Below are 20,684 nucleotides of genomic sequence, written 5' to 3'. Positions count from 1 at the left end.
CACCGGGCCGAACGCCGGGTGGCCAGCGCCGCCTCCCCGCCCTCTCCCGCGCGAAGTTGTCCGCATCATGACAATACCGCCGGAGGCTGATGGCGCGCGGCGCTGTCCCGGTCCGCGCGGCGCGCCGCCGCGGATCAGGTACGCGTCGGCGGCAGGCTCGTTGCGGGTCCGAGCGGGCGCTGCATGAGGGTGACGTCGAGCCAGCGCCCGTGCTTGTACCCGACCGCCGCCAGGGTGCCGATCGGCGCGAAGCCGAGGCGCGCGTGCAGGGCAATCGAGGCCGGCGAGCCACTGTCAGCGATGACCGCTACCATCGTCCGGCAATCGATCCGCTCGCTCGCGGATATCAGGGCGCCGAGCAGAGTACGCCCGACCCCGCGGCCCCGGGCGGTCCGCGCGATATAGATCGAATCCTCGACGGTCGAGCCATAGGCCGCTCGCTGATGATAGGGTCCGGCATAGGCGTAGCCCGCGACCGCGCCGTCCCGGACGGCAACGAGATAGGGAAAGCCGCCGTCACGCAGGAGCGCGAACCGCCGGGCCATCTCGTCGAGCGTCGGCGGCTCCGTCTCGAAGCTGGCGGTGCCGGTCGTGACCGCGTCGCCGTAGATCGCCGTGATGACGGGAAGATCGGCCTCCGTTGCGGGGCGTATCGCGTCCGTCATGCGGACTCCCATCCAGAACCGTACCGCCGCTGCCGCGCTCGGCACGCGCAACGGTGTGCCTCCGGATACGACGAAGCCGGATCCCGTCGGGACCCGGCTTCGGGAAAATGCAGGAACCGGGCCGGAGCCGGATCAGCCCTGCTTGGCCTTCTTGTTCGCGTTGTGATGGCCGACGGCGCAGCCCGCGGCGGCGCCCATCTTGCCATGGCCGGCCATATGTCCGGCGACACCGCCGACCACCGCGCCCTTGAGGCAGCCCTTCGCCTCGGCCGGCGCACCGGCCAGCAGGGCACCGACGGTCAGGGCCGTGATCAGTGCGATCCGATTGGTCATGGAAGTTCCTCCTCGTGTCCCCATCGCAACGGCTTCATGGCCCAGCCCGTTCCGTTGGCGACCGCGTCGCGCCCTGCGGGCCTCCGCGGCGTATCGCGCTCAGCGCGCGAGCCCTGCCACCATTCGGACGAGATCCGACTGACGCGCCGCCCCGGTCTTGGCGAAGATCGCCTTCAGCTGCGAGCGTGCGGTCGCGGCGGCGATCGAGAAACCGGCGGCCGCCTCGGCAAGGGAGGCACCGCCCGACATGGCCTGGGCGAGGCGCGCCTCCGCGGGCGTCAGCCGATAGGCCGCTTGAAGGATCGCCGAGGCCGGCACCGGCGTGGCACCGGGCACGCTGGCCAGCATCAAGGTGCGGCCGCCCCCGAACAGGCCCCGGCTCGGCCCGACCAGCGGAACGACGTGGATCACGATGGGCGCCGCGTCCCGGCGTGCCACCACCACGGCCGAGAGCGGCGCCCGGCCATACGGGCGTGCCAGGGCTTCGAGCTGCCGCGACGCCTCCGGGTCCTCCGTGGCGAGGCGTCCACCCGCGAGCTTCAGGTCGGGGCCCAGCAGCGCCGTGAAGGCCGCGTTCCAGCACAGTGCCCGCCCCTCGAAGTCGAGAACCAGCGCCGCGCGCTCGATGACGTCGAAGGCCTGGGTCAGGCCGGCGAGCCGCGCCTTCTCCACCATCGTCGTCAACAGGGCCGCACGCTGGAGCAGCGGCGACAGGGTCGCGAGTCGCTCCTGCTCTTTCGGCTCGAACGGTCCCTGCGCCACGGTCCGCTGCAGGGACAGGCACCAGAGCTTGCCCTTCACCTCGAATCCGACCCCCGCGAACCAGCGCAGGCCGCCGGAGGCGAGCAGATCCTGGTAGTAGGGTAGCCGCGCGATCTCCTCGGGCGAGGTGAAATCCTGGTCGACGGTGATGCCGCGCGCGCGCATCGTCGCCAGGCCGCGCAGGCGGTGATCCTCGCGATGCCAGCCCTCGTCGAAGTAGCGGCGGGAGGCGTCCGCCAGGGATTGCGTGTGGAGCGCGTCGAGCCCCGTGCGATCCGTGCGCAGCAGGAGCGCCCCGGCACTGCCGGAGGCGCGCGACGCCCGCTCCATCAAGTCCGGCCAGCGCGCCGCGTCGATCACCGCCTCTTCGAGGTCTTCCCGGAACCCTGACTCCAAGTCGTCCCGCAGGCGGGCGAGGTGATCGTGATTCAGGCCGGCCATCGGACCTGTCTCCGGTCAGACTTCATCCAAGATTGGGACGCGTCCGCACGGACCAAACATAATTCGCAGCGCTAATCCAGCGCAATTTATTGATCTTTAGCGCGCATGTACAATTTTGAGTGCCTACCCTCTGTGGCCGGTATCGCGCCCCTCCGGGTTTCCCGTGGCACCGTGTCGGGCCATGTCGTCAGACCGGTGATCGACGGATCCTCTCAGCAGGTCCGAGGGTCGCCACGGGTCGAGAACGCCGTCGTCGACGCGGGCTCTCGCCCTCGGACATACGCTGACGCGCGCGACGAGGCCCATCCCCCGGCCGATCCGTGGACGGGCGCTCAACGGCCTTGAAACGCGCGCCTGTCCCTCACTCCGCGGGATGCAGGCCGGCGACGAAACTGTCCTGCGGCACCTCGTCGGGGATCGGCTCCTGGATCAGCGTCCAGTAGCCCAGCGCCGCCACCAGCGCGATCACCGCCCCGGTGACGAAGGCCATCGAGAAATGGCCGGTCCCGCCGACGATGAACCCTGTCACGGTCGGCGCCAGGGCCCCGCCGATATAGCCACCGAAATTCTGCATGGCCCCGAGGGAGGCGGTGCAGCTCGCCGGCGCCGCCACGGAGGCCATCGCCCAGGCCGCCGACGAACTCATGTAGACCAGGAACAGCGAGGCCGAGATGCACGCGATCGCGAGGGTGTCGCTCGGGGTGAGCGCGGCCACCACGGTGAAGGCCGCCGTCGCCATCAGCGAGGCGGCCATGGGGATCTTGCGGCTGCGGATCGGATCGACGCCGCGCCGGACCAGCATGTCCACGACCCGGCCGCCGAGGATGCCGCCCATCACCCCGAAGGCGAAGGGGATTGAGCCGACGAGGCCGGTCTTCTGCAGGGTGAAGTGCCGCTCGATCTCCAGGTAGCTCGGCAGCCAAGCGGTGTAGAGCCAGGTCATGTAGATGCAGCCGAAATAGCCGACGATCATCCCCCAGCTGGTCCGGAAGCCGAACAGCCGCCGCCACGCGCTCCAGGTGACCGGGCGGCTGGCGTTCGGCCCGTCGCCCTCCTCCAGGAAGGCCCGCTCCCCGGGGGTGAGATCGGTCTCGCGCGGGTTGCGGAACACGAGGTAGACGAGTGCGGCGAGCGCCAGCCCGACGCCGCCCATGATGACGAACATCGACCGCCAGCCGAAGCTCACCATCAGGAAGGTCAGCAGCGGCAGGGCCAGGAAGGTGCCGAGCGAGGAGGCGCAGTTCCAGATCCCCGTGGCGGTGCCGCGCTGGCGGATGTTGAACCAGTCGCGGGAGACGCGGGCACAGGTGGGAAAATGCGGCGCTTCTCCGACGCCGAGCACGATGCGGGCGCTCACGAATTGCCAGAACGAGGTCACGGCGCCGCCGAGCATCTGACCGAGCGACCAGCAGGTCAGGCCGAGGGTGAGCGTCAGCCGCGGGCCCAACCGATCCGCCAGCGCCCCGGCCGGCAGCTGGGTGAAGGCGTAGGCCCACAGGAAGGCCGAGAGCAGCAGCCCCATATCGGGGATCGACAGGCCGAGATCCTGCCGGATCAGCGGGTTGGCCACCGCCAGGGTGGCGCGGTCGACGTAGTTGACGACGCCGGCCGTCACCAGCAGCGCGAGCGAGATCGTCTGGATGCGGCGCACCCGCGGCGTTGCAGCCATAGCCATGGTGTCCTCCCTGGATGACGGGCCCCTTCGGGGCTCCGGGTCCGTCCGGTCGTTTGCGACTCATGACGTCCGAGCGACATTCTGCACCGAACGCCGTCGGACGGAAGGCCTGCCGCCCCTCGCCTCGCGCCGCCCGGCGTCGTAGACCGCTGGGACCCGCCATCGATCGAGACCGCCCCGCGTGCGCCTGACCCAGATCACCCACCACGACCTCGACGGCTACGGCGCCTCCACGGTGGCGGCCGCCTGCGCCGCGGTGGAGCGCGTCGTCCACGTACCGCGCTACAGCGATGTCGGCCCGGTCTTCGAGGACGAGATCAAGCGCCTCGGCCGCGCCGCCGACAGCGAGATCCTGCTGATGACCGACCTCGGCCTGGAGGAGCAGACCATCGCGGGGCTGAAGAAGTTCGCCGCGATGAACCGCCGCCGCGAGGATGGCCGGAGGCACCGCCTCGTCGTCCTCGACCACCACGCCTCGTCGCTGGACCAGCTGCGCCGTCTCGCGCTGGAGCCGGTTCCCGATCCGGCCCGGCCCGGGCTCAACCGGATCGACCTGGGCGATCCCGAGATCACGGTGCTGATCGAGGAGGATCTCTGCGCCACCCGGATGACCTTCGACCACCGGGGCCTGTTCGCCACCGGCGAGCCCGATACCGACCTGTCCAGCCTGCTCGCGGCGGTCGACGCCGTCGACCTCTGGCGCAAGGAGAGCCCCGCCTTCCGGGGGGGCCTGGCGCTCGACGAGGTATTCTGGGACGCGGTTTCGAGCTTTGTGCCGGTCGGGCATCCTTGGCACGACAGATTCGTGTCCGACATCCTGCTCGCGGCCGCCGCGGCCCTGCGGGACGGGGCGAGCCCAGCCGAGCTCGAGCGGCGCGCCACGGCGATCCGGACCGACATCGTCGATGCCCTGCTGCGCACGGCGCCGGACGACGATCCCGCGCTCACGACGCGCATGCGCCTCGCCCGGGCGCTCGCGCGCTCCGATACCCTGTTCCGGCCGCTGAAGGACGGCACGCTCCTGTCCTTTGCCCTCGATTCGGGCACGTTCCAGCGGGTTTCCGACCTGATCATGGATGCCGGCCGGGCCAAGCGCGTGGTCAACGTCCAGCGGATGGGGAACCTGTCGTTCCGCTCCAACGACGGCACGGCGCTCGACGGCGCCCGCCTGTTCCGCGGCGGCGGTCACCGGGACGCCGCCGGCGGCCGGCTCCAGAGCGGCTCGGCCTTCTCGATGGCCGACGCGATCGCCCAGGTCGAGCCGGTGCTGAACCCGGACAAGCCAGCGGGCGCGGACAGCCCGTTCGCGGCGTTGAAGAACTGGAAAGGGTGAGGCTCGTCCGAGCACGCCCTGGGGGTTGGCGCCGCGTTACGACCTATGCCGCGTGAGGCCGGTCCAGCGCGGCTCCGGGTGCCACCTGTTTGCTGGCGTCGAGGATCTCGACGCCCACGATGCGGCCCTCCGCGTCCAAATCCACGATGAACCCGGGGCGAATTTCCTCGCTCTCGACGATGCGCGTCTCGGCGAGGCGGATATAGAGCGCGTCCACGATGGGATCGTACTCGGATTTCATCGCGTCCTCCTCCATGCACGCGTACGGCCTCGATCGAGCAGGGCCGTGACGACCAAGACCTCCGCGCCGTCTTAAAGCGGCTCGTATACCACGCGAAGAACACGACCGTCGCGTTCGGGCACCCGTGCGAAAGCGCGGTGTCGGCCCGGATGATCGGGATCCGCCTCGACGCGCTCCGGGTCCGTTAGGACCCGTTCGACCCAGAGCGGTTCGATCTCACGCAGCCGCATGCGCCCGAGGACGTGATCGCTCCAACGTATGCGGACCGTTCCCACGGCCTGCCTCCCCCCGCAACACGACACAGGGTTTAGTGCCCCTCCGACATCCTCTCGTCGCGCACCGGATCGAACGTATCCACAGCGGCCGTGCGGACTGAAGCGACGAGACCATCGATGCGCCCCGGTCGCCCGAGCCTCCGCGTCCTGATCGTCCTCGCGGCCGCCCAGATCATCGGCTGGGGTAGCGTCGGCCTCACAGCGGTCATCGCGCCCCTGGTCGCGGCCGATCTGGGGATTGACCTTCCCGCGGTATTCGCCGGGACCTCGGTCCTCTACGTCACCATGGGTGTCTGCGCGCCGATTCTCGGCCGCGCCTTCTTCCGATACGGGGCCCGGACCGTGATGATCGCCGGGAGCGCGCTCGCCGGTCCGGGTTTCGTCCTCTTGGCGGTGGCGCACGGTCCGGTCGCCTATTTCGCGGCCTGGACGATCCTCGGCGTGGCCGGCAGCGCGACGCTGACCAATGCGGCCAGCATTCTCCTGAACGAGATCGCCGGGCGCGGCGCCCGCCGGGCGATCGCGGCGCTGATGCTGGCCACCGGCCTGTCGAGCAGCCTGTTCTCGCCGACCACGGCGTTCCTCACCGGTCTCGGCGGCTGGCGGGCGACCTGCATCGTCTATGCCGGAGCGATGTGGTTCCTCTGCCTGCCCCTGTACCGCTGGGGCCTGCCGCCGCGCGTGCGGCCCCCCACCGGGGCGGAGCCGGGGCCCGAAAGGAGCGCGCTGCCTCAGACGAGTACGTTCTGGCTGATCGCCTGCGGGATCACCCTCAACGCCTTCGTCACGTTCGGCCTCAGCGCCACCCTGATCGAACTGCTGGTCGCCGAGGGCCTAAACCGCGCGGATGCGATCGGCTACGGCGCAATGCTCGGAATTGTGCAGGTTGGCGCGCGGGGCATCGACTTCCTGGGCGGCGGCCGGTGGGATGGACTAACCAGCGGCCTGTTCGCCGGCGCCCTCGTGGTGGTGGCACTGATCCTGCTCGCCGCAAGCGGCGGGACCCCGGGCGCGGTCGCGGTCTTCATCGTGCTCTACGGTCTCGGGAGCGGTGTCCTGGCGGTGGTTCGCGCGACCCTGCCAATGGCTTTCTTCGACAAGGCCGCCTATGCGCGCGCCGCCTCACGCCTCGCGCTCCCCCTCAACATCGTGACGGCGACCGCCCCGCCGATCCTGGCGACGATCCTGACGACGTTCGGCCGGGAGGCTGTCCTGCTCCTCACGGCCGGATGCGTCCTGACGGCGACTCTGACGTTCCTGGCCCTGACGCAGTGCCGGCCCCGCGCGGAGGTGCAGGCGCCCCTCAAAGCCTGAAATCCTCGCCGAGATACAGCCGCCGCGCGTCCGGGTTCGCCACGATCTCGTCCGGCGTGCCCTCGGTGAGGATTCGGCCGGAATGGGCGATGTAGGCCCGGTCGATCAGACCCAGGGTCTCGCGCACGTTGTGATCGGTGATCAGCACGCCGATGCCGCGCTGCTTGAGGTGCTTCACCAGATCCTGGATGTCGCCCACCGCGATCGGGTCGATGCCCGCGAAGGGCTCGTCGAGCAGCATGAAGGTCGGCGAGGAGGCCAACGCCCGGGCGATCTCGCAACGCCGCCGCTCGCCGCCCGAGAGTGCGATCGAGGGCGCCTTGCGCAGGCGGGCGATGTCGAACTCCTCCAACAGGGAATCGAGCTTGCGCGCCCGCTCCTTGCGGTCGGGCTCGGCCACCTCCAGCACGGCGCGGATGTTGTCCTCCACGCTCAGGCCCCGGAAGATCGAGGCTTCCTGCGGCAAGTAGCCGATGCCGAGCCGCGCCCGCTGGTACATGGGCAGATGCGTGATCGGCAGGCCGTCGAGGGTGATGTGGCCGCGGTCGGCCGCCACCAGACCGGTGATCATGTAGAAGATCGTGGTCTTGCCGGCGCCGTTCGGACCGAGCAGCCCCACCGCCTCGCCGGTCCGGACGGTGAGCCCGGCCTCGTGGACCACGGTGCGGGCGCCGTAGCTCTTGCGCAGGCCGCGCACGCTGAGGATGCCGGGCCCGCCCGCGTCGACCGCCTCCGACTCGGCCGCTTCAACGTCGGCGGGCCGCGCGCGTCGGCCGAACAGGCGGCCGAGCCAGCTCGCCCGGCCCGCCGGTTCCTGCGGTCCGGCCTGGAACGCCACCGCGCCGCTCAATCGACCTGCGCCTTCGGCTTGGGCGGCGGCGCGCAACCTTTCGGCTTGCCGTCCTTGTCGGCCTTCTCGCCCGGCACGAACAAGGCCGAGACCCGGCCGCCCGCCACCGGGTCCATGTTCGCCCGGCCGGTGTTCATGTCGTAGACCAGCCGCTGGCCGCGGGTGACGTTCTGGCACTGGCTCAGCACGACGTTGCCGGTCAGCACGATGCGCTTGGCATCCTGATCGAAGACCGCGTGGTCGCCGGTGGCGACCTGATCCTTCTGCACCACCGTCACCGGTCCGGCGCAATCGACCTTCTGGATGCCGTTCTCGGCCGGGTTCCGGGCCGGCGGGGCCTCGGCGGCGGCAGTGGCCTGCGCCTCGCCCTTCGCCTCGCCCTTGCCGTCACCCTTGGCGTCCTTGCCAGGCGTGTCCTTGCCGGGCGTATCCTTGCCGCGCTTGTAGTAGACCGTCATGGTCGAGCACCGGATCGTGCTCTCGCCCTGCACGGCCACGACGTTGCCGGCGAAGACCGCCCGATTCTCCCGGTCGAACACGTCCAACCGGTCGGCGTCGATCTTGATCGGCTCCTTGCCGCCGCCGCCGATATTGCCGAAGGGGGAATCCTTCTTGGCCGCCTTCTCGGCGAGGGCCGGGGCGGCGAGCATCAGGCAGGCCGCCACGGCGGCGCCAAGGGTGCGGGCGGTGTTCATCGGGCACCGTCCGCGGGCTGCGCGTCCGAGGTCAGGATGCGCAGAGCCGGCTTCTCGGCCTGATCCTCGTTGACGATGACCACGTGGACGTTGCCCACGAAGGAAATGCGCTTGCCGCTCTCCACCACGTCGAGGCTGTCGGCGTTCACGGTGGCCCGGGGGCTCGACACGGTGACGGGCTCCTGGGAACTGATGGCGCCGGTCTTGAACGCCACCGCGGCGGAGCGCAGCCGCGCCTCCTCGCCCTTGTCGGTCCAGATCCGGATGTCGGTCTTCAGGTCGAGGGCCTCCCGGGCGCTGTCGAACAGACCGGAGGCGGCCGAGAGCCGGGCGACGCCGCCCTGGTCATCGGTGGCGATATGGCCGCGCATCTGCTGCAGCTCGATGAGGCTCGGCTTGCGCACGTCCTGGAGGGCGGCGTCCGCCGTCACCTCGTAACCGCGCGTCCCCTGACGGAAACCCGCGAGCCGCGGATTCTCCATGCGGACCTTCGTGCCCGCCAGCGTCACCGGGCCGATCGAGACACCCGGCAGATGCGCCGCGAAGGGATTGAACAGGTAGGCCAGCAAAAGGGCCACCGCACCGCCGGCCGCCACGGGGATCAGCCGGCGCATGGCGCGCACCCGGCCGCTGTGGCGGTACGCCCGGGCATGGGCCCGGGCCCGCGCCGCCGCGACCGCCTGTCCGTTGCCGGCTTGAGCCTCGACCGGGTTCATGCAGCGTCCGTGAGGCGCGCCTGACGCGCGCGCGAGAGGGATCGGCTCAGACGCCTGCGGCCCCCACCGCGCCCGCGCCATCGGACGGGCAATGCTCCCGGCCGGTGGCGAAGTTATGGCTTGACCATTTCCGAATGATCAACCGAACTTGTAATCCAGCGACCGGGATGTGTGTGGCGACACACGTCCCGCACGGACGGATGCGGCCCCCAGGCCTAGGCGCTGCGGGTCGCCGCCAGGGCCGCCGCCACCGTCCGGACAAAGGCCGCCGGGTCGCGCGGGCTGTCGCCGTCCTGGATGCGGGCGAGATCGAGCAGGGTTCCGGCGGCCTGCGGCACCTCCGATTCGGGCGAAGCGGCGAGCGCGCGAATCAGTTGATGACGCGGGTTGATCTCCAGAACCGGCTGTCCGGCCCCGGCCCGCCCGGCGCGGCGCATCAGCCTCTGCATCTGGAGGTCGGGGCCGCCGGTGCCGGCCGACAGGACCACCGCCGAATCGACCAGCCGGTCCGTGGTGCGTACGTCCGAGACCTCGGCACCGAGCGCCGCCTTGACGGCGGCCACGAAGGCGTCGAGCCCGTCCGGTGTCTCCGGCTGCTCGCCCTCCGGGGCGAATTTCGACAGGTCGAGGCCGCCCTTGGTGATCGAGCGGAGCGGCTTCTCCGCGAAGGTGCCGAGCTGATCCGGCCAGAAGGCATCGACGTGATCGGAGAGGAGCAGCACCTCCAGACCACGCGCCTTGAAGCCCTCGAGCTGGGGCGAGGAACGCAGCGCCTCGGCATCGTCGGCGACGAGGTAGTAGATCGCCTCCTGGCCATCCTTCATCCGGGACACGTAGTCGGGCAGAGAAGTCCAGCCCTCAACCGCAGAGGAATGGAAGCGCAGGAGCGGTGCGATCTCGCCCCGGCGCTCGAAATCCTCGTAGATGCCCTCCTTGAGCACGGCGCCGAAATTCTCCCAGAAGGGCTGGTAGCCCTCGGCGTCCTTCGCCCGGCTCGTGAGTTCGGACACGACGCGTCCGGTCACGGCCCGGCGAATCCGGGCAAGCGCCGGCGTCGATTGCAGCATCTCGCGGGAGACGTTGAGGGGCAGATCCTCGGTGTCGACGACGCCCTGGACGAAGCGCAGCCAGGGCGGCAGCAGCTCGGCCTCGTCGGTGATGAACATCCGCCGGACATGCAGGCGGACCTTGCTCTGCCGGTCGTTGTCGAGGGCCTGGAACGGCTTCGCGCCGGGCACGAACAGCAGCGCCGAGAATTCGAGCTGCCCCTCGGCGCGCCAGTGCAGCGTGGCCCAGGGCTTGTCGAAGTTCATGCCGAGGGCGCGGTAGAATTCCTCGTACTGCTCCTCGGTGACCTCGGACTTCGCCTTGCGCCAGAGGGCGGTCGCCTGGTTGGCCGATTCATCCTTACCATCGCGCACGACCGCAATCGGTACGGTGATGAAGTCGGCCCATTTCCGCACGAGGTGGTCGAGACGGTAGGGCTCCAGGTACTCGTCGGCATCCGCCTTGAGATGCAGCACGATGTCGGTGCCGGGCTCAGACCGCGTGGCGGGTTCCAGCGTGTAGCTGCCCTGGCCCTCGGACGCCCAGGTCCAAGCCTCGTCGCTGCCGGCCCGGCGCGACGTGACGGTGACCCGGTCGGCCACCATGAAGGCCGAGTAGAAGCCGACGCCGAACTGGCCGATCAGGCTCGGCCGGTCCTCCGCCTTTGCGGTCTCCAGCGTCTGCGAGAAGGCCCGCGTGCCGGACTTGGCGATGGTGCCGAGATTGGCGGCGAGATCTTCCTTGCTCATGCCGATGCCGGCATCCGAGACGGTGAGGGTGCGCGCCTCCTTGTCGGGGGCGATGCGGACTTTCGCGTCCGGCGGCAGGGCGCTCGCCGCCGAGGTCAGCGCCTCGAACCGGCGCCGGTCCATGGCGTCGGCGGCGTTGGCGACGAGTTCGCGCAGAAAAATCTCGCGGTCGGAATAGAGCGCATGCACGACGAGGTCGAGGAGCCGGCCTACCTCCGCCCCGAACTCGTGTCGCTCGATCGTCTCGCTCACGGGTGATGCCTCCGCATAGGGAAATTCGCGGGGGCCATATGCTTGCGAACGCCGCGGTTTTCAATGCGTTGAGCGCGTTGAGGCGCTCCCGCGGAGACGGCGCGCGCGCAATGGCGATGCTCTCGAACCGAACCGACGGTGAAGCTGCGCCCCTCTTAGCGTCCCGGCCGCAGAACCTGGTCTAAGTGTCGACAGGCCAGAGCGATGTAGCGTGGTATCTCCCGATCCTTGGCGAAGTAGGCGACGCGGCGACGCGCGATGCCGAGTTGGGCTGCCGCCGCGTCGAGGGTCAACCCGTTGCGCCGGAGGAAATCCGAGAACTCCGCGTTCGTCATTGCCGCTTCGGCCAGATCCTCGACCGTCTCTGCCCCGATATCGAGATCGTCGTTGCCCTCCCATCGGATCGAACCGCCCCATGCGCCCAGCCGCACCGTGTCGAACGGGATCGTCCCATCCCGCAGGGGACGGAACACCTTCAGCGTGAAGATCACGGGGGCGAGATCGACCCTGTCGCATCGCCCGCGTCGGGCGCCGTCGGCCCAGCTCACCAGCACCGTATAGGGTGCGTCTGCCGGCGTGACGCTGGCCAGCGTCGGCAGGGGCCGACCGACGGTCACGATCTCATCCGCGCTCATTGAGGCGCCTCCACTCGATCATCAACGCTTCGGTCTGCCCGGCTGCCCAGGCCACCACTTCGGCCAGGGCTTTCCGGTTGTACGTCCCCCGGATCACCTGCAGGGAGCGGATATCGACGAGGGCGTGGAAATCGGGGCCGATCATATGAAAGTGGGGCGGGCTATGGTCCCGCGACCGAACCTCGATTCGGAATCCGTCAAAGTGATGAAACGTCGGCACGACGCGTCCACCGGAGACCGGGTCGGTCCCTGATAGTGCACGAAGTGCACCCTATCAATCGCTCCGTCGGCCGTCCGCTCAGATCTCGATCTCGGTCCCCACCTCGACGATCTGACGGGTCGGCAGGCCGAAATGGGCACCGGTGCGCTCGGCGTTGCGCTTCATGAAGGCGAACAGGCCCTCCCGCCAGGGGGCCATGCCGGGACGGGTCGGCGACGGGATCACCACCTCGTGGCCTACGAAATAAGTCATGTCCTCCAGGTATTCCGGCGGCAGCAGGCCGCTCGCCACGGCGCATTGCAGCCCCTCGGGGATCGAGGCCGTCTGCATGAAGCCGTAGCGCAGGACGACGCGCTCCATGCCGGGGGTGTATTTCGAGATCGCCTTGCGGATGCCCTGGGCCACAAGGGTCACCTGCGCCCGCTCGCTCGCCGGGATCACCGGCGCCTCCTCGTAGAAGACGGTGATCAGCAGGATCCGCTCGTGGAGGCAGCGGCTGCGCTCCACCAGACGGCCGAGCGCCATGGGGATCCCCTCTGTGGCGGCGGTCAGGAAGGCCGCGGTGCCGGGCAGGGTCACGGGCGGATGCGAGGCGAGGCGGCCCAGGAAGGTCGCCTCGGGCATGCGCATGGTCTCGCGCACGGATTCGAGGATGTGGTTGCCCTTCATCCAGGTCAGCATCAGGAAGGCGACCGCCCCCGCGAGCAGCAGCGGAAACCAGCCGCCCTCCAGGATCTTCACGCTGTTGGCAGCGAAGAACACGGCGTCGATGGCGAGGAAGAAGCCGTTCACCGCGAACACCAGAATCGGATTGTAGCCCCACCGCAGGGCGATCAGGGCGGCGAGCAGCGTCGTGATGCCCATCAGCGCCGAGACCGCGATCCCGTAGGCGCCGGCCAGGGCGTCGGACGAGCCGAACACCACGACGGCGGTGAGCGTCGCGGCGGCGAGCAGCCAGTTCACGCCCGGCACGTAGATCTGGCCACGCTCCTCCTGGTCGGTATGGACCACCCGCATCATCGGCATGAAGCCGAGCTGGATCGATTGCTGGGTCAGCGAGTACACCCCCGAGATCACCGCCTGCGAGGCGATCACCGTCGCCATCCCGGAGAGGGCGACCAGCGGATAATGTGCCCAGTCCGGGGCGAGCAGGTAGAACGGGTTCTCGATGGCGCCCGGATCGGCGATGATCAGGGCACCCTGCCCGCAATAGTGGATCAGGAGCGCGGGCAGAACGAGGCCGAACCACGCGATCCGGATCGCAGGGGCGCCGAAATGGCCGAGATCGGCATACATCGCCTCGCCGCCGGTCACCGCCAGGAAGGCCGCACCCAGCATCAGGAAGCTGACGTGCCAGCCGGCATGGAGCAGGAAGTCCACGGCCCGCCAGGGATTGGCCGCCGCCAGGATCTCCGGCGTGCGCAGGATGCTGGGAACAGCCAGAAGGACCAGGACCACGAACCAGACCATCATGACCGGTCCGAACACCCGCCCGATGGCGGCCACGCCCTTGTGCTGCACCAGGAACAGCCCGATCAGGATCACCAGGGTGATCGGCACCACGTACGGCCCGAGCGCGGGCGCATCGACCTTCAGGCCCTCGACCGCCGACAGCACCGAGATCGCCGGGGTGATCGCCCCGTCGCCGTAGAGTAGCGCCGCGCCCACGAGCCCGACCACCAGCAGCAGCGCCTTCCACGTCCCCGGCCGCGCCTGCCGGGCGCCGAGCAGCGCCAGCATGGCCACGATGCCGCCCTCGCCGCGGTTGTCGGCCCGCAGGATCAGCACCGCGTATTTCAGCGACACGATCAGGATCAGCGACCACAGGATCAGCGACACCGCCCCCGTGGCCGCCGCCGGCACCGAGGCCCCCCCGGCGGTGGCTGCCTTCACCGCCTCCTTGAACGCGTAGAGCGGGCTCGTTCCGATATCGCCGTAGACGACGCCCAGGGCACCGAGGATCAGCGCCCTACCGGGTCCGTGCCGGACCGCACCCGGCTTGCGCGCCACCGGCGCCGCGGGAAGGCTGACCGCCGGGGCAGCCGCGGTTCGGAGGGCTTGGCTCACGGGCAGATCCGGTCAGTGGCGTTTCTGTTGAGCGAAACTGTAACAAGCTCTCCGCGCGGCGATAGACTCGGAGGATCTCCGAAGCGACCGCGGGGAAGACCTGTAACCGGAACGTGATGACGCTGGCGCAACCCGCACGTCGACGGCGGCCGGAGGCCGGCGCTCAGGCGGCGTCGAGTCCGAGGTCGATGATCGCGGCGGAATGGGTGATCCAGCCGCAGGAGATCAGGTCGACGCCGGACGCCGCGACCGCCCCCACGGTCTCTCGCGTGATCCGGCCCGACGCCTCGGAGAGGGCGCGGCCGCCGATCATCGCCACCGCGCGGGTCAGCTGGTCCGGACCCATATTGTCGAGGAGCACCGCATCGACCCCGACCGAGAGGGCTTCCTCCAGCTGCGCCAGGCTGTCGACCTCGCACTCGATCTTCACGAGGTGACCGGCCCGCGCCCGGGCCCGCTCGATCGCCGGCACGATGCCGCCGGCCACGGCCACATGGTTGTCCTTGATGAGCACCGCGTCGTCGAGGCCGAAGCGGTGATTGGAGCCGCCGCCGGCCCGGACCGCATGCTTCTCCAGGGCACGCAGGCCTGGGGTGGTCTTGCGGGTGCAGACGATCGACGCCTTGCCGTGCGGGCGCGCCGCCTCGACCAGCCCGTGGGTGGCCGTGGCGACCCCCGACATCCGGCAGAGCAGGTTGAGCGCCACGCGCTCGGCGGTGAGGATCGCCCGGGCCGGCCCTTCGAGGCGCAGGACGACGTCGCCCGGGGCGACGCGGGCGCCGTCGCCGCGCTCCACCGTGACGGTTACCGCCGGATCGACCAGCGCGAAGGCGATGGCGGCGGCATCGGTGCCGGAGATCACCCCGTCCTGGCGGGAGGCGATCACGCCGCGCATCCGCGTACCCGGCGGCACGATGGCGTCGGTGGTGATATCGCCGGCCCGGCCGAGATCCTCGAGCAGGGCGGCGCGCACAACCGGCTCCACGAGGAGCCGCGGCAGGGGCAGGATCTCGTCCGTCAAGACCGATGGCGTCATGGCGTTAGCGCCTCCCGGGCGGCCGTGGTCTCGCGGAACGCGGCGTCGAGCGCTGCGAGCGTCGTCTCGGTATGCGCCGCCGGGGCAATGTGGGGACAATCGCTGCGCCAGTGGGCGCCGCGGCTCTCCCGCCGCTCCAGCGCGCCGCGGGCGATCAGCAGCGCCACCAGGGCGGCGTCAAAGGTTCGCGCGTGGGGCGCCAGGGTCGCGACGGCACCTTCGAGACCGGCGGCGTCGCGCACGACGCCGACCCGCGTCTCCATCAGCGTGCGGATCGCCGGAAGGTCCGCGCCCGAACGGGCCGCGACGGTCTCGGGTACGATCGCGTTCGGCGGCGGAGCGTCCAACCCATCGGCGATGAAGCGCGCGTAAGCCAGCCCCTCCAGCAGGGAGTTGCTGGCGAGGCGATTGGCGCCGTGGAGTCCCGTGGAGGAGACCTCACCGCAGGCATAGAGGCCCGGCACCGAGGTGGCGCCGTACGCATCCACCTTCACGCCGCCCATGTGATAATGCGCCGCCGGGCGGACCGGGATCGGCTGCACGGCCGGGTCGATGCCGGCGGCGGCGCAGAGGCCCGCCACCGTGGGGAAGCGCTTCGGCATCGCGGCGCCGAGGGCTCCGCGGGCGTCGAGATAGACGCGGCGGCCCCGCTGCAGCGCCTGGAAGATGCCCCGGGCAACCACGTCGCGGGGGGCGAGGTCGCCGCCCGCGATTCCGGCCATCACGGGGGCGCCGGTCTCGTCGATGAGCCCGGCGCCCTCGCCGCGCAGGGCCTCGGTGGCCAGCGGCATCGGATCGGTGCCGGCCGCGATGGCGGTGGGGTGGAACTGCACGAACTCCATGTCGCGCATCACGGCGCCCGCCCGGGCGGCGAGGGCCAGCCCGCCGCCGACGGCGCCGGTCGGGTTCGTGGTCGCCGCGTAGAGGGCGCCGACGCCGCCGGTGGCGAGCACCACGGCCCGGGCCGGGATGCGGAACCGGGCCCCGTCGCGCTCGGCGACGATGCCGGCCACCGCGCCGCGCGTATCCCGCAGCAGGTCACAGGCGCGGGCCTCGACCACCTCGACCGACGGCGCGGTCAGCACGGCCCGCACCAGCGCTTCGAGGACCCGGGCCCCGGTGGCGTCGCCGCCGGAGCGGACGATGCGGCGGCGGCCATGCGCGGCCTCGAGGCCGAGCGCCAGGGCGCCGTCCTCGGATCGGTCGAACGGGACCCCGATCCGCACCAGCCAATCGATCAGCCCGGGGCCCGCCTGGGCAACCCTCAACGCCACGTCGGGCTCGGTCAGCCCGGCGCCGGCCGCTTCCGTGTCGGCGGCATGGAGCTCCGGCGCATCGTCCGATCCGACCGCGGCGGCGATGCCGCCCTGCGCCCAGCCGGTGGCGGTGCCGAGACCCAGCGGCGAGGCGGTGACCAGCGTCACCGCGCGGGGCGCGAGGCGCAGGGCGACACTCAGGCCGGCGACGCCGCCGCCGACCACGACGATGCGGTCGGCCGTGTTGGGGGAGATGGCGTTCATCGCGTGCGCACCAGCAGCATGCGCTCCACCGCCGCCCGGGCGCGGTCGGCGAGGGCCGGATCGACCGTGACCTCGTGAGTCATGGTTTCGAGGGAGCGCCGGATGTTGCGCAGGCTCATCCGCTTCATGTGCGGGCACATGTTGCAGGGCTTGATGAACTCGATATCCGGGTTCTGCGCGGCGATGTTGTCGGCCATCGAGCATTCGGTGACGAGCACGACCTGCTTCGGCCGTTTCTGGAGCACGAAGTCCATCATCATCGCGGTCGAGCCGGAGAAGTCGGATTCGGCGACCACGTCCGGCGGGCATTCGGGATGCGCGATCACCGTGACGCCGGGATAGCTGTCGCGGACGTCGCGGATATCGGCCGGGGTGAAGCGCTCGTGCACCTCGCAATGGCCGGCCCAGGTCAGGATCTCGACCTCCGGGATCTCGGCCTGGACGTTCTGCGCCAGGAACTCGTCCGGGATCATCAGCACCCGGGGGGCGTTCAGCGACCGCACCACCGCGACGGCGTTGCCCGACGTGCAGCACAGGTCGGACTCGGCCTTCACGGCCGCCGAGGTGTTGACATAGGTCACGATCGGCACGCCCGGGTACTTGGCCCGCAGGCCACGCACGTCCGCTGCGGTGATCGAATCGGCCAGCGAGCAGCCCGCGCCCATGTCGGGGATGAGTACCGTCTTGCTCGGGTTCAGGAGCTTGGCGGTCTCCGCCATGAAGTGCACGCCCGCCAAGACGATCACGTCGGCGTCGACCGTCACCGCCTCGCGGGCCAGCGCCAGGCTGTCGCCGACGATGTCGGCCACCGTGTGGAAGATCTCCGGCGCCTGGTAATTATGCGCCAGGATCACGGCGTTGCGCTCGCGCTTCAGCCGCAGGATCGCTTCGATATCGGGCGCGAGCGCCGGCCACTCGATCGCCGGGACGTGCCGGCTGACGCGGGCGTAGAGATCGGGAAGCGGCAGGCCCGGGCCGGGCGTGCAGGAGACGGGTAACACGGTCGACGCCATGGCGTCCTCCATTATGCTCAGTTTGAGCATTGTGCCGTCTAACTTATGAGGGCCGGAGGCGCATGTCTAGATATGCACGCTGTGAGCATAAATCTTTTGCGGCGCGGTGTTATGCTGCGCTGCCGAAGGGTTGAGGCTCAGCAAAAGGTCGCCGGATCGGGCCCGATCCGGCCGTCCGGCCGGTCGAAGGCAGCGATCCGATCCATCTCCGCATCGGAGAGCGCAAAGTCGAACAGGGCGATGTTCTCGACGATGCGTTCGGGCCGGGCGGTCTTCGGGATCGCCACGCAGCCGATCTGCACCTGCCAGCGCAGCACGACCTGGGCGGGGCTCTTCCCGTGGTCCTGCGCGATCGCCAGGATGGCCGGATCGTTCAGCTCCTTGCCCTGGCCGAGGGGGCTCCAGGATTCGGTCACGATCCCGTGACGGGCATGGTCCGCGCGCGGCGCCCGGCGCTGGAAATGCGGGTGCAGCTCGATCTGGTTCACAGCCGGCGCGACGCCGGTCTCGGCCAGAAGCATGGCGACGTGCTCCGGCGTGAAGTTCGACACGCCGATCGACTTGGCCCGACCCTCGTCACGGAGCTGGATCAGCGTCTTCCAGGTCTCCACGAACAGGCGCCGCTGCGGGCACGGCCAGTGGATCAGGTAAAGGTCGACATAGGGGAGGCCAAGGCGCTCCAGGCTCTCGTCGAAGGCGCGCCGGGCCTCGTCCCGCCCCTGGCGGTCGTTCCAGAGCTTGGTGGTGAGGAAAATCTCGTCCCGCGACACCCGTGCGTCGCGGATGCCCCGGCCGACCCCCGCCTCGTTCCCGTAGGCGGCGGCGGTGTCGATCAGGCGGTAGCCCGCCTGCAACGCCCGGCCGACGAGGTCCGGCGCCTGCGCGTCGGAGAGCTGCCAGCAGCCGTAGCCGATCTGGGGGATGCGGTGCCCGTCGTTCAGGGCCAGGGTCGGGACGGATATGGCCATGCGGTAAGCCTCTGGCTGAATGTTCCAGCCCTCACGTGGACCGGCGGCGTCACCGAGCAAGGCCGATCGACGAGAAGCTATGGATCCGATGGCTCCCCGTCCGAAGGCTGAGCCGCGGTAAACGGGCGCAGTCTGGACCGGATCTAATCCGCAGAGCCGGACGTTGGCGGACCAGATTCCAGGTTGCGCCGCGCAGCGTCGCGCACGGACGGGATAGCAGCATGACAGACGCGACTCCGAAGAGACCGTTCGCCCTGACCCGGCGGTCTGTGGTGGAAGGCTGCGCCGTGGCCGGGGCGCTGGGCGCCCTCGGGGTCCGGCCCGCGCCCGCCGTCGCCGCCCCCGGCGATCCGGCTCCGCAGACCCTGCCGGTGCGGCTCACCATCAACGGCCAGGCGCACGACCTCGTCCTCGACACGCGCACGACCCTGCTCGACGCCCTGCGCGAACACCTCGCGCTGACCGGCACGAAGAAGGGCTGCGACCACGGCCAGTGCGGCGCCTGCACGGTGCTGGTCGACGGGCGGCGGATCAACAGCTGCCTGACGCTCGCCGCGATGCACGACGGCGATCAGATCACCACCATCGAGGGGCTCGCCTCCGGCGATCAACTGCACCCGATGCAGGCGGCTTTCCTGGAGCATGACGGCTTCCAGTGCGGCTACTGCACGCCGGGCCAGATCTGCTCGTCGGTGGGCATGCTGAGCGAGGTCAAGGCCGGGTGGCCGAGCCACGTCACCGAGGACGTGGCGTCGAGCCCCAGCCTCAGCGACGACGAGATCCGCGAGCGGATGAGTGGCAACATCTGCCGCTGCGCCGCCTACCCGAACATCGTCGCGGCGATCCGCGACACCGCCGCCAGCAACCTCTGAGGGGGCGGACATGAAGGCTTTCACCTACGAGCGTCCCGCGACCGTGCAGGACGCCGCCAAGCTCGCGGCCGAACGCCCGAACGCCCGGTTCATCGCCGGCGGCACCAATCTCCTCGATCTGATGAAGCTGCAGGTCGAGACCCCGGCGACGCTGATCGACGTCAACCGGCTCCCCCTGGACAAGGTCGAGGCGACGCGGGAGGGCGGGCTGCGCATCGGCGCGCTGGTGCGCAACTCCGACCTCGCCGCCGACCCGCGGGTCCGGAAGGACTACGCCGTCCTGGCGAAGGCGCTCCTGGCCGGCGCCTCGGGCCAGCTCCGCAACAAGGCGACCACCGCCGGCAACCTGCTCCAGCGGACGCGCTGCTACTATTTCTACGATACGGCCATGCCCTGCAATAAGCGGGAGCCCGGCTCGGGCTGCTCGGCCATCGGTGGGTTCAACCGCATCATGGCGGTGCTGGGCACAAGCGAGGCCTGCATCGCCACCAACCCGTCCGACATGAACGTCGCCATGCGCGCCCTCGACGCCACCGTGGAGACGATGGACCCGAATGGGCAGGCGCGGACGATCCCGATCGCCGACTTCCACAGGCTGCCCGGCGACACGCCGCAGATCGAGACCGACCTGCGCACCGGCGAGATCATCACCGCCGTCACCCTGCCGAAGCCGGTGGCGGGCCTGCATATCTACCGGAAGGTCCGTGATCGGGCCTCCTACGCCTTCGCCACGGTCTCCGTGGCCGCGGTGATCGCCGGCGCCGAGGGCGGGAAGCCCCACGCGGCGCGGCTCGCCTTCGGCGGCTTGGCGCACAAGCCCTGGCGGGTGGCCGAGGCCGAGACGGCGCTGGTGCAGACCGGCTCCGCCGACGCCGCCGCCGACGCGGTCCTCAAGGGCGCCCGCGGCTACGGCAGCAACGACTTCAAGATCCCGCTGACGCGGCGGACCCTGCGCGCCGTCGTGGCGCAGGCGACCCGCGCGTAGCCCTCCCGCTCAAGGACCGT

21 protein-coding genes are annotated in these 20,684 nt (G+C 70.3%); 4 read left to right on the top strand and 17 right to left on the bottom strand.

The window, feature by feature from the left end; genetic code table 11:
* Positions 1-134 precede the first annotated feature (134 nt).
* The 4 genes from AC3IF1_RS09215 to AC3IF1_RS09200 form a co-directional block, all read right to left on the bottom strand.
* Positions 135-665, bottom strand: a complete 531-nt coding sequence (locus tag AC3IF1_RS09215; RefSeq protein ID WP_489217294.1) for a GNAT family N-acetyltransferase — start codon at positions 663-665, stop codon at positions 135-137.
* 132 nt (positions 666-797) lie between these two features.
* Complete coding sequence (locus AC3IF1_RS09210; protein WP_243966603.1) at positions 798-998, bottom strand: hypothetical protein; 201 nt, start codon at positions 996-998, stop codon at positions 798-800.
* Between the two features lie 99 nt (positions 999-1,097).
* Positions 1,098-2,201, bottom strand: coding sequence for a helix-turn-helix transcriptional regulator (locus AC3IF1_RS09205; RefSeq protein WP_489217293.1), 1,104 nt, complete (start codon positions 2,199-2,201; stop codon positions 1,098-1,100).
* Between the two features lie 361 nt (positions 2,202-2,562).
* Complete coding sequence (locus AC3IF1_RS09200; RefSeq protein WP_489217292.1) at positions 2,563-3,876, bottom strand: MFS transporter; 1,314 nt, start codon at positions 3,874-3,876, stop codon at positions 2,563-2,565.
* 181 nt (positions 3,877-4,057) lie between these two features.
* On the opposite strand from AC3IF1_RS09200, the gene AC3IF1_RS09195 reads away from it, so the two are divergent.
* Complete coding sequence (locus AC3IF1_RS09195; RefSeq protein ID WP_243966605.1) at positions 4,058-5,209, top strand: dimethylmenaquinone methyltransferase; 1,152 nt, start codon at positions 4,058-4,060, stop codon at positions 5,207-5,209.
* 43 nt (positions 5,210-5,252) lie between these two features.
* On the opposite strand, the gene AC3IF1_RS09190 is transcribed toward AC3IF1_RS09195, so the two are convergent.
* Together AC3IF1_RS09190 and AC3IF1_RS09185 are read right to left on the bottom strand one after the other, a co-directional pair.
* On the bottom strand, positions 5,253-5,465 hold the full coding sequence (locus AC3IF1_RS09190; protein ID WP_313900828.1) for a DUF2283 domain-containing protein: 213 nt from the start codon (positions 5,463-5,465) through the stop codon (positions 5,253-5,255).
* 56 nt (positions 5,466-5,521) lie between these two features.
* Positions 5,522-5,725 (bottom strand): DUF4258 domain-containing protein, encoded by a 204-nt coding sequence (locus tag AC3IF1_RS09185; RefSeq protein ID WP_489217291.1) that lies wholly within the window; start codon positions 5,723-5,725, stop codon positions 5,522-5,524.
* Between the two features lie 117 nt (positions 5,726-5,842).
* Here AC3IF1_RS09185 and AC3IF1_RS09180 point away from each other — a divergent pair, with 117 nt between their 5' ends.
* Positions 5,843-7,039: an MFS transporter gene (locus tag AC3IF1_RS09180; RefSeq protein WP_489217290.1), complete on the top strand. Its 1,197-nt coding sequence runs from the start codon at positions 5,843-5,845 to the stop codon at positions 7,037-7,039.
* Here AC3IF1_RS09180 and lptB read toward each other — a convergent pair.
* The 11 genes from lptB to AC3IF1_RS09125 form a co-directional block, all read right to left on the bottom strand.
* On the bottom strand, positions 7,029-7,889 hold the full coding sequence (gene lptB / locus AC3IF1_RS09175) for an LPS export ABC transporter ATP-binding protein (protein ID WP_279598197.1): 861 nt from the start codon (positions 7,887-7,889) through the stop codon (positions 7,029-7,031). The genes AC3IF1_RS09180 and lptB overlap by 11 nt on opposite strands.
* Positions 7,886-8,584: an LptA/OstA family protein gene (locus tag AC3IF1_RS09170; RefSeq protein ID WP_489217289.1), complete on the bottom strand. Its 699-nt coding sequence runs from the start codon at positions 8,582-8,584 to the stop codon at positions 7,886-7,888. The genes lptB and AC3IF1_RS09170 overlap by 4 nt, the downstream gene beginning before the upstream one ends.
* On the bottom strand, positions 8,581-9,300 hold the full coding sequence (gene lptC, locus AC3IF1_RS09165; protein WP_489217288.1) for an LPS export ABC transporter periplasmic protein LptC: 720 nt from the start codon (positions 9,298-9,300) through the stop codon (positions 8,581-8,583). The genes AC3IF1_RS09170 and lptC overlap by 4 nt, the downstream gene beginning before the upstream one ends.
* 215 nt (positions 9,301-9,515) lie before the next feature.
* The gene (gene htpG, locus AC3IF1_RS09160; RefSeq protein WP_489217287.1) at positions 9,516-11,348 is read right to left on the bottom strand and encodes a molecular chaperone HtpG; all 1,833 of its coding nucleotides are present in this window, start codon (positions 11,346-11,348) and stop codon (positions 9,516-9,518) included.
* A gap of 155 nt (positions 11,349-11,503) precedes the next feature.
* Positions 11,504-11,983: a DUF2442 domain-containing protein gene (locus tag AC3IF1_RS09155; RefSeq protein ID WP_243966612.1), complete on the bottom strand. Its 480-nt coding sequence runs from the start codon at positions 11,981-11,983 to the stop codon at positions 11,504-11,506.
* Positions 11,970-12,203, bottom strand: a complete 234-nt coding sequence (locus AC3IF1_RS09150; RefSeq protein ID WP_313900830.1) for a DUF4160 domain-containing protein — start codon at positions 12,201-12,203, stop codon at positions 11,970-11,972. Before AC3IF1_RS09150 ends, AC3IF1_RS09155 begins: the two co-directional genes overlap by 14 nt.
* Positions 12,204-12,281: 78 nt before the next feature.
* The gene (locus AC3IF1_RS09145; protein WP_489217286.1) at positions 12,282-14,270 is read right to left on the bottom strand and encodes a potassium transporter Kup; all 1,989 of its coding nucleotides are present in this window, start codon (positions 14,268-14,270) and stop codon (positions 12,282-12,284) included.
* 163 nt (positions 14,271-14,433) lie between these two features.
* Positions 14,434-15,306 carry a carboxylating nicotinate-nucleotide diphosphorylase gene (nadC, locus tag AC3IF1_RS09140; protein ID WP_243967003.1) on the bottom strand — a complete coding sequence of 291 codons (873 nt, stop codon included), beginning with the start codon at positions 15,304-15,306 and terminating at the stop codon, positions 14,434-14,436.
* On the bottom strand, positions 15,303-16,826 hold the full coding sequence (locus AC3IF1_RS09135; protein WP_489217285.1) for an L-aspartate oxidase: 1,524 nt from the start codon (positions 16,824-16,826) through the stop codon (positions 15,303-15,305). The genes nadC and AC3IF1_RS09135 overlap by 4 nt, the downstream gene beginning before the upstream one ends.
* Positions 16,823-17,839 carry a quinolinate synthase NadA gene (gene nadA / locus AC3IF1_RS09130; protein ID WP_489217284.1) on the bottom strand — a complete coding sequence of 339 codons (1,017 nt, stop codon included), beginning with the start codon at positions 17,837-17,839 and terminating at the stop codon, positions 16,823-16,825. The genes AC3IF1_RS09135 and nadA overlap by 4 nt, the downstream gene beginning before the upstream one ends.
* A gap of 137 nt (positions 17,840-17,976) precedes the next feature.
* A complete protein-coding gene (locus AC3IF1_RS09125) occupies positions 17,977-18,807 on the bottom strand; it encodes an aldo/keto reductase (protein ID WP_489217283.1) in 831 nt (276 codons plus the stop codon).
* Between the two features lie 221 nt (positions 18,808-19,028).
* Between AC3IF1_RS09125 and paoA the strand changes: the two genes are divergently transcribed.
* Together paoA and AC3IF1_RS09115 are read left to right on the top strand one after the other, a co-directional pair.
* Positions 19,029-19,679, top strand: coding sequence for an aldehyde dehydrogenase iron-sulfur subunit PaoA (gene paoA, locus AC3IF1_RS09120; RefSeq protein ID WP_243966998.1), 651 nt, complete (start codon positions 19,029-19,031; stop codon positions 19,677-19,679).
* Between the two features lie 10 nt (positions 19,680-19,689).
* Complete coding sequence (locus AC3IF1_RS09115; protein ID WP_489217282.1) at positions 19,690-20,664, top strand: FAD binding domain-containing protein; 975 nt, start codon at positions 19,690-19,692, stop codon at positions 20,662-20,664.
* Positions 20,665-20,684 lie beyond the last annotated feature (20 nt).

This window comes from Methylobacterium sp. E-012, from assembly GCF_057836545.1.
This window is presented reverse-complemented; position numbering and strand designations above follow the sequence as displayed.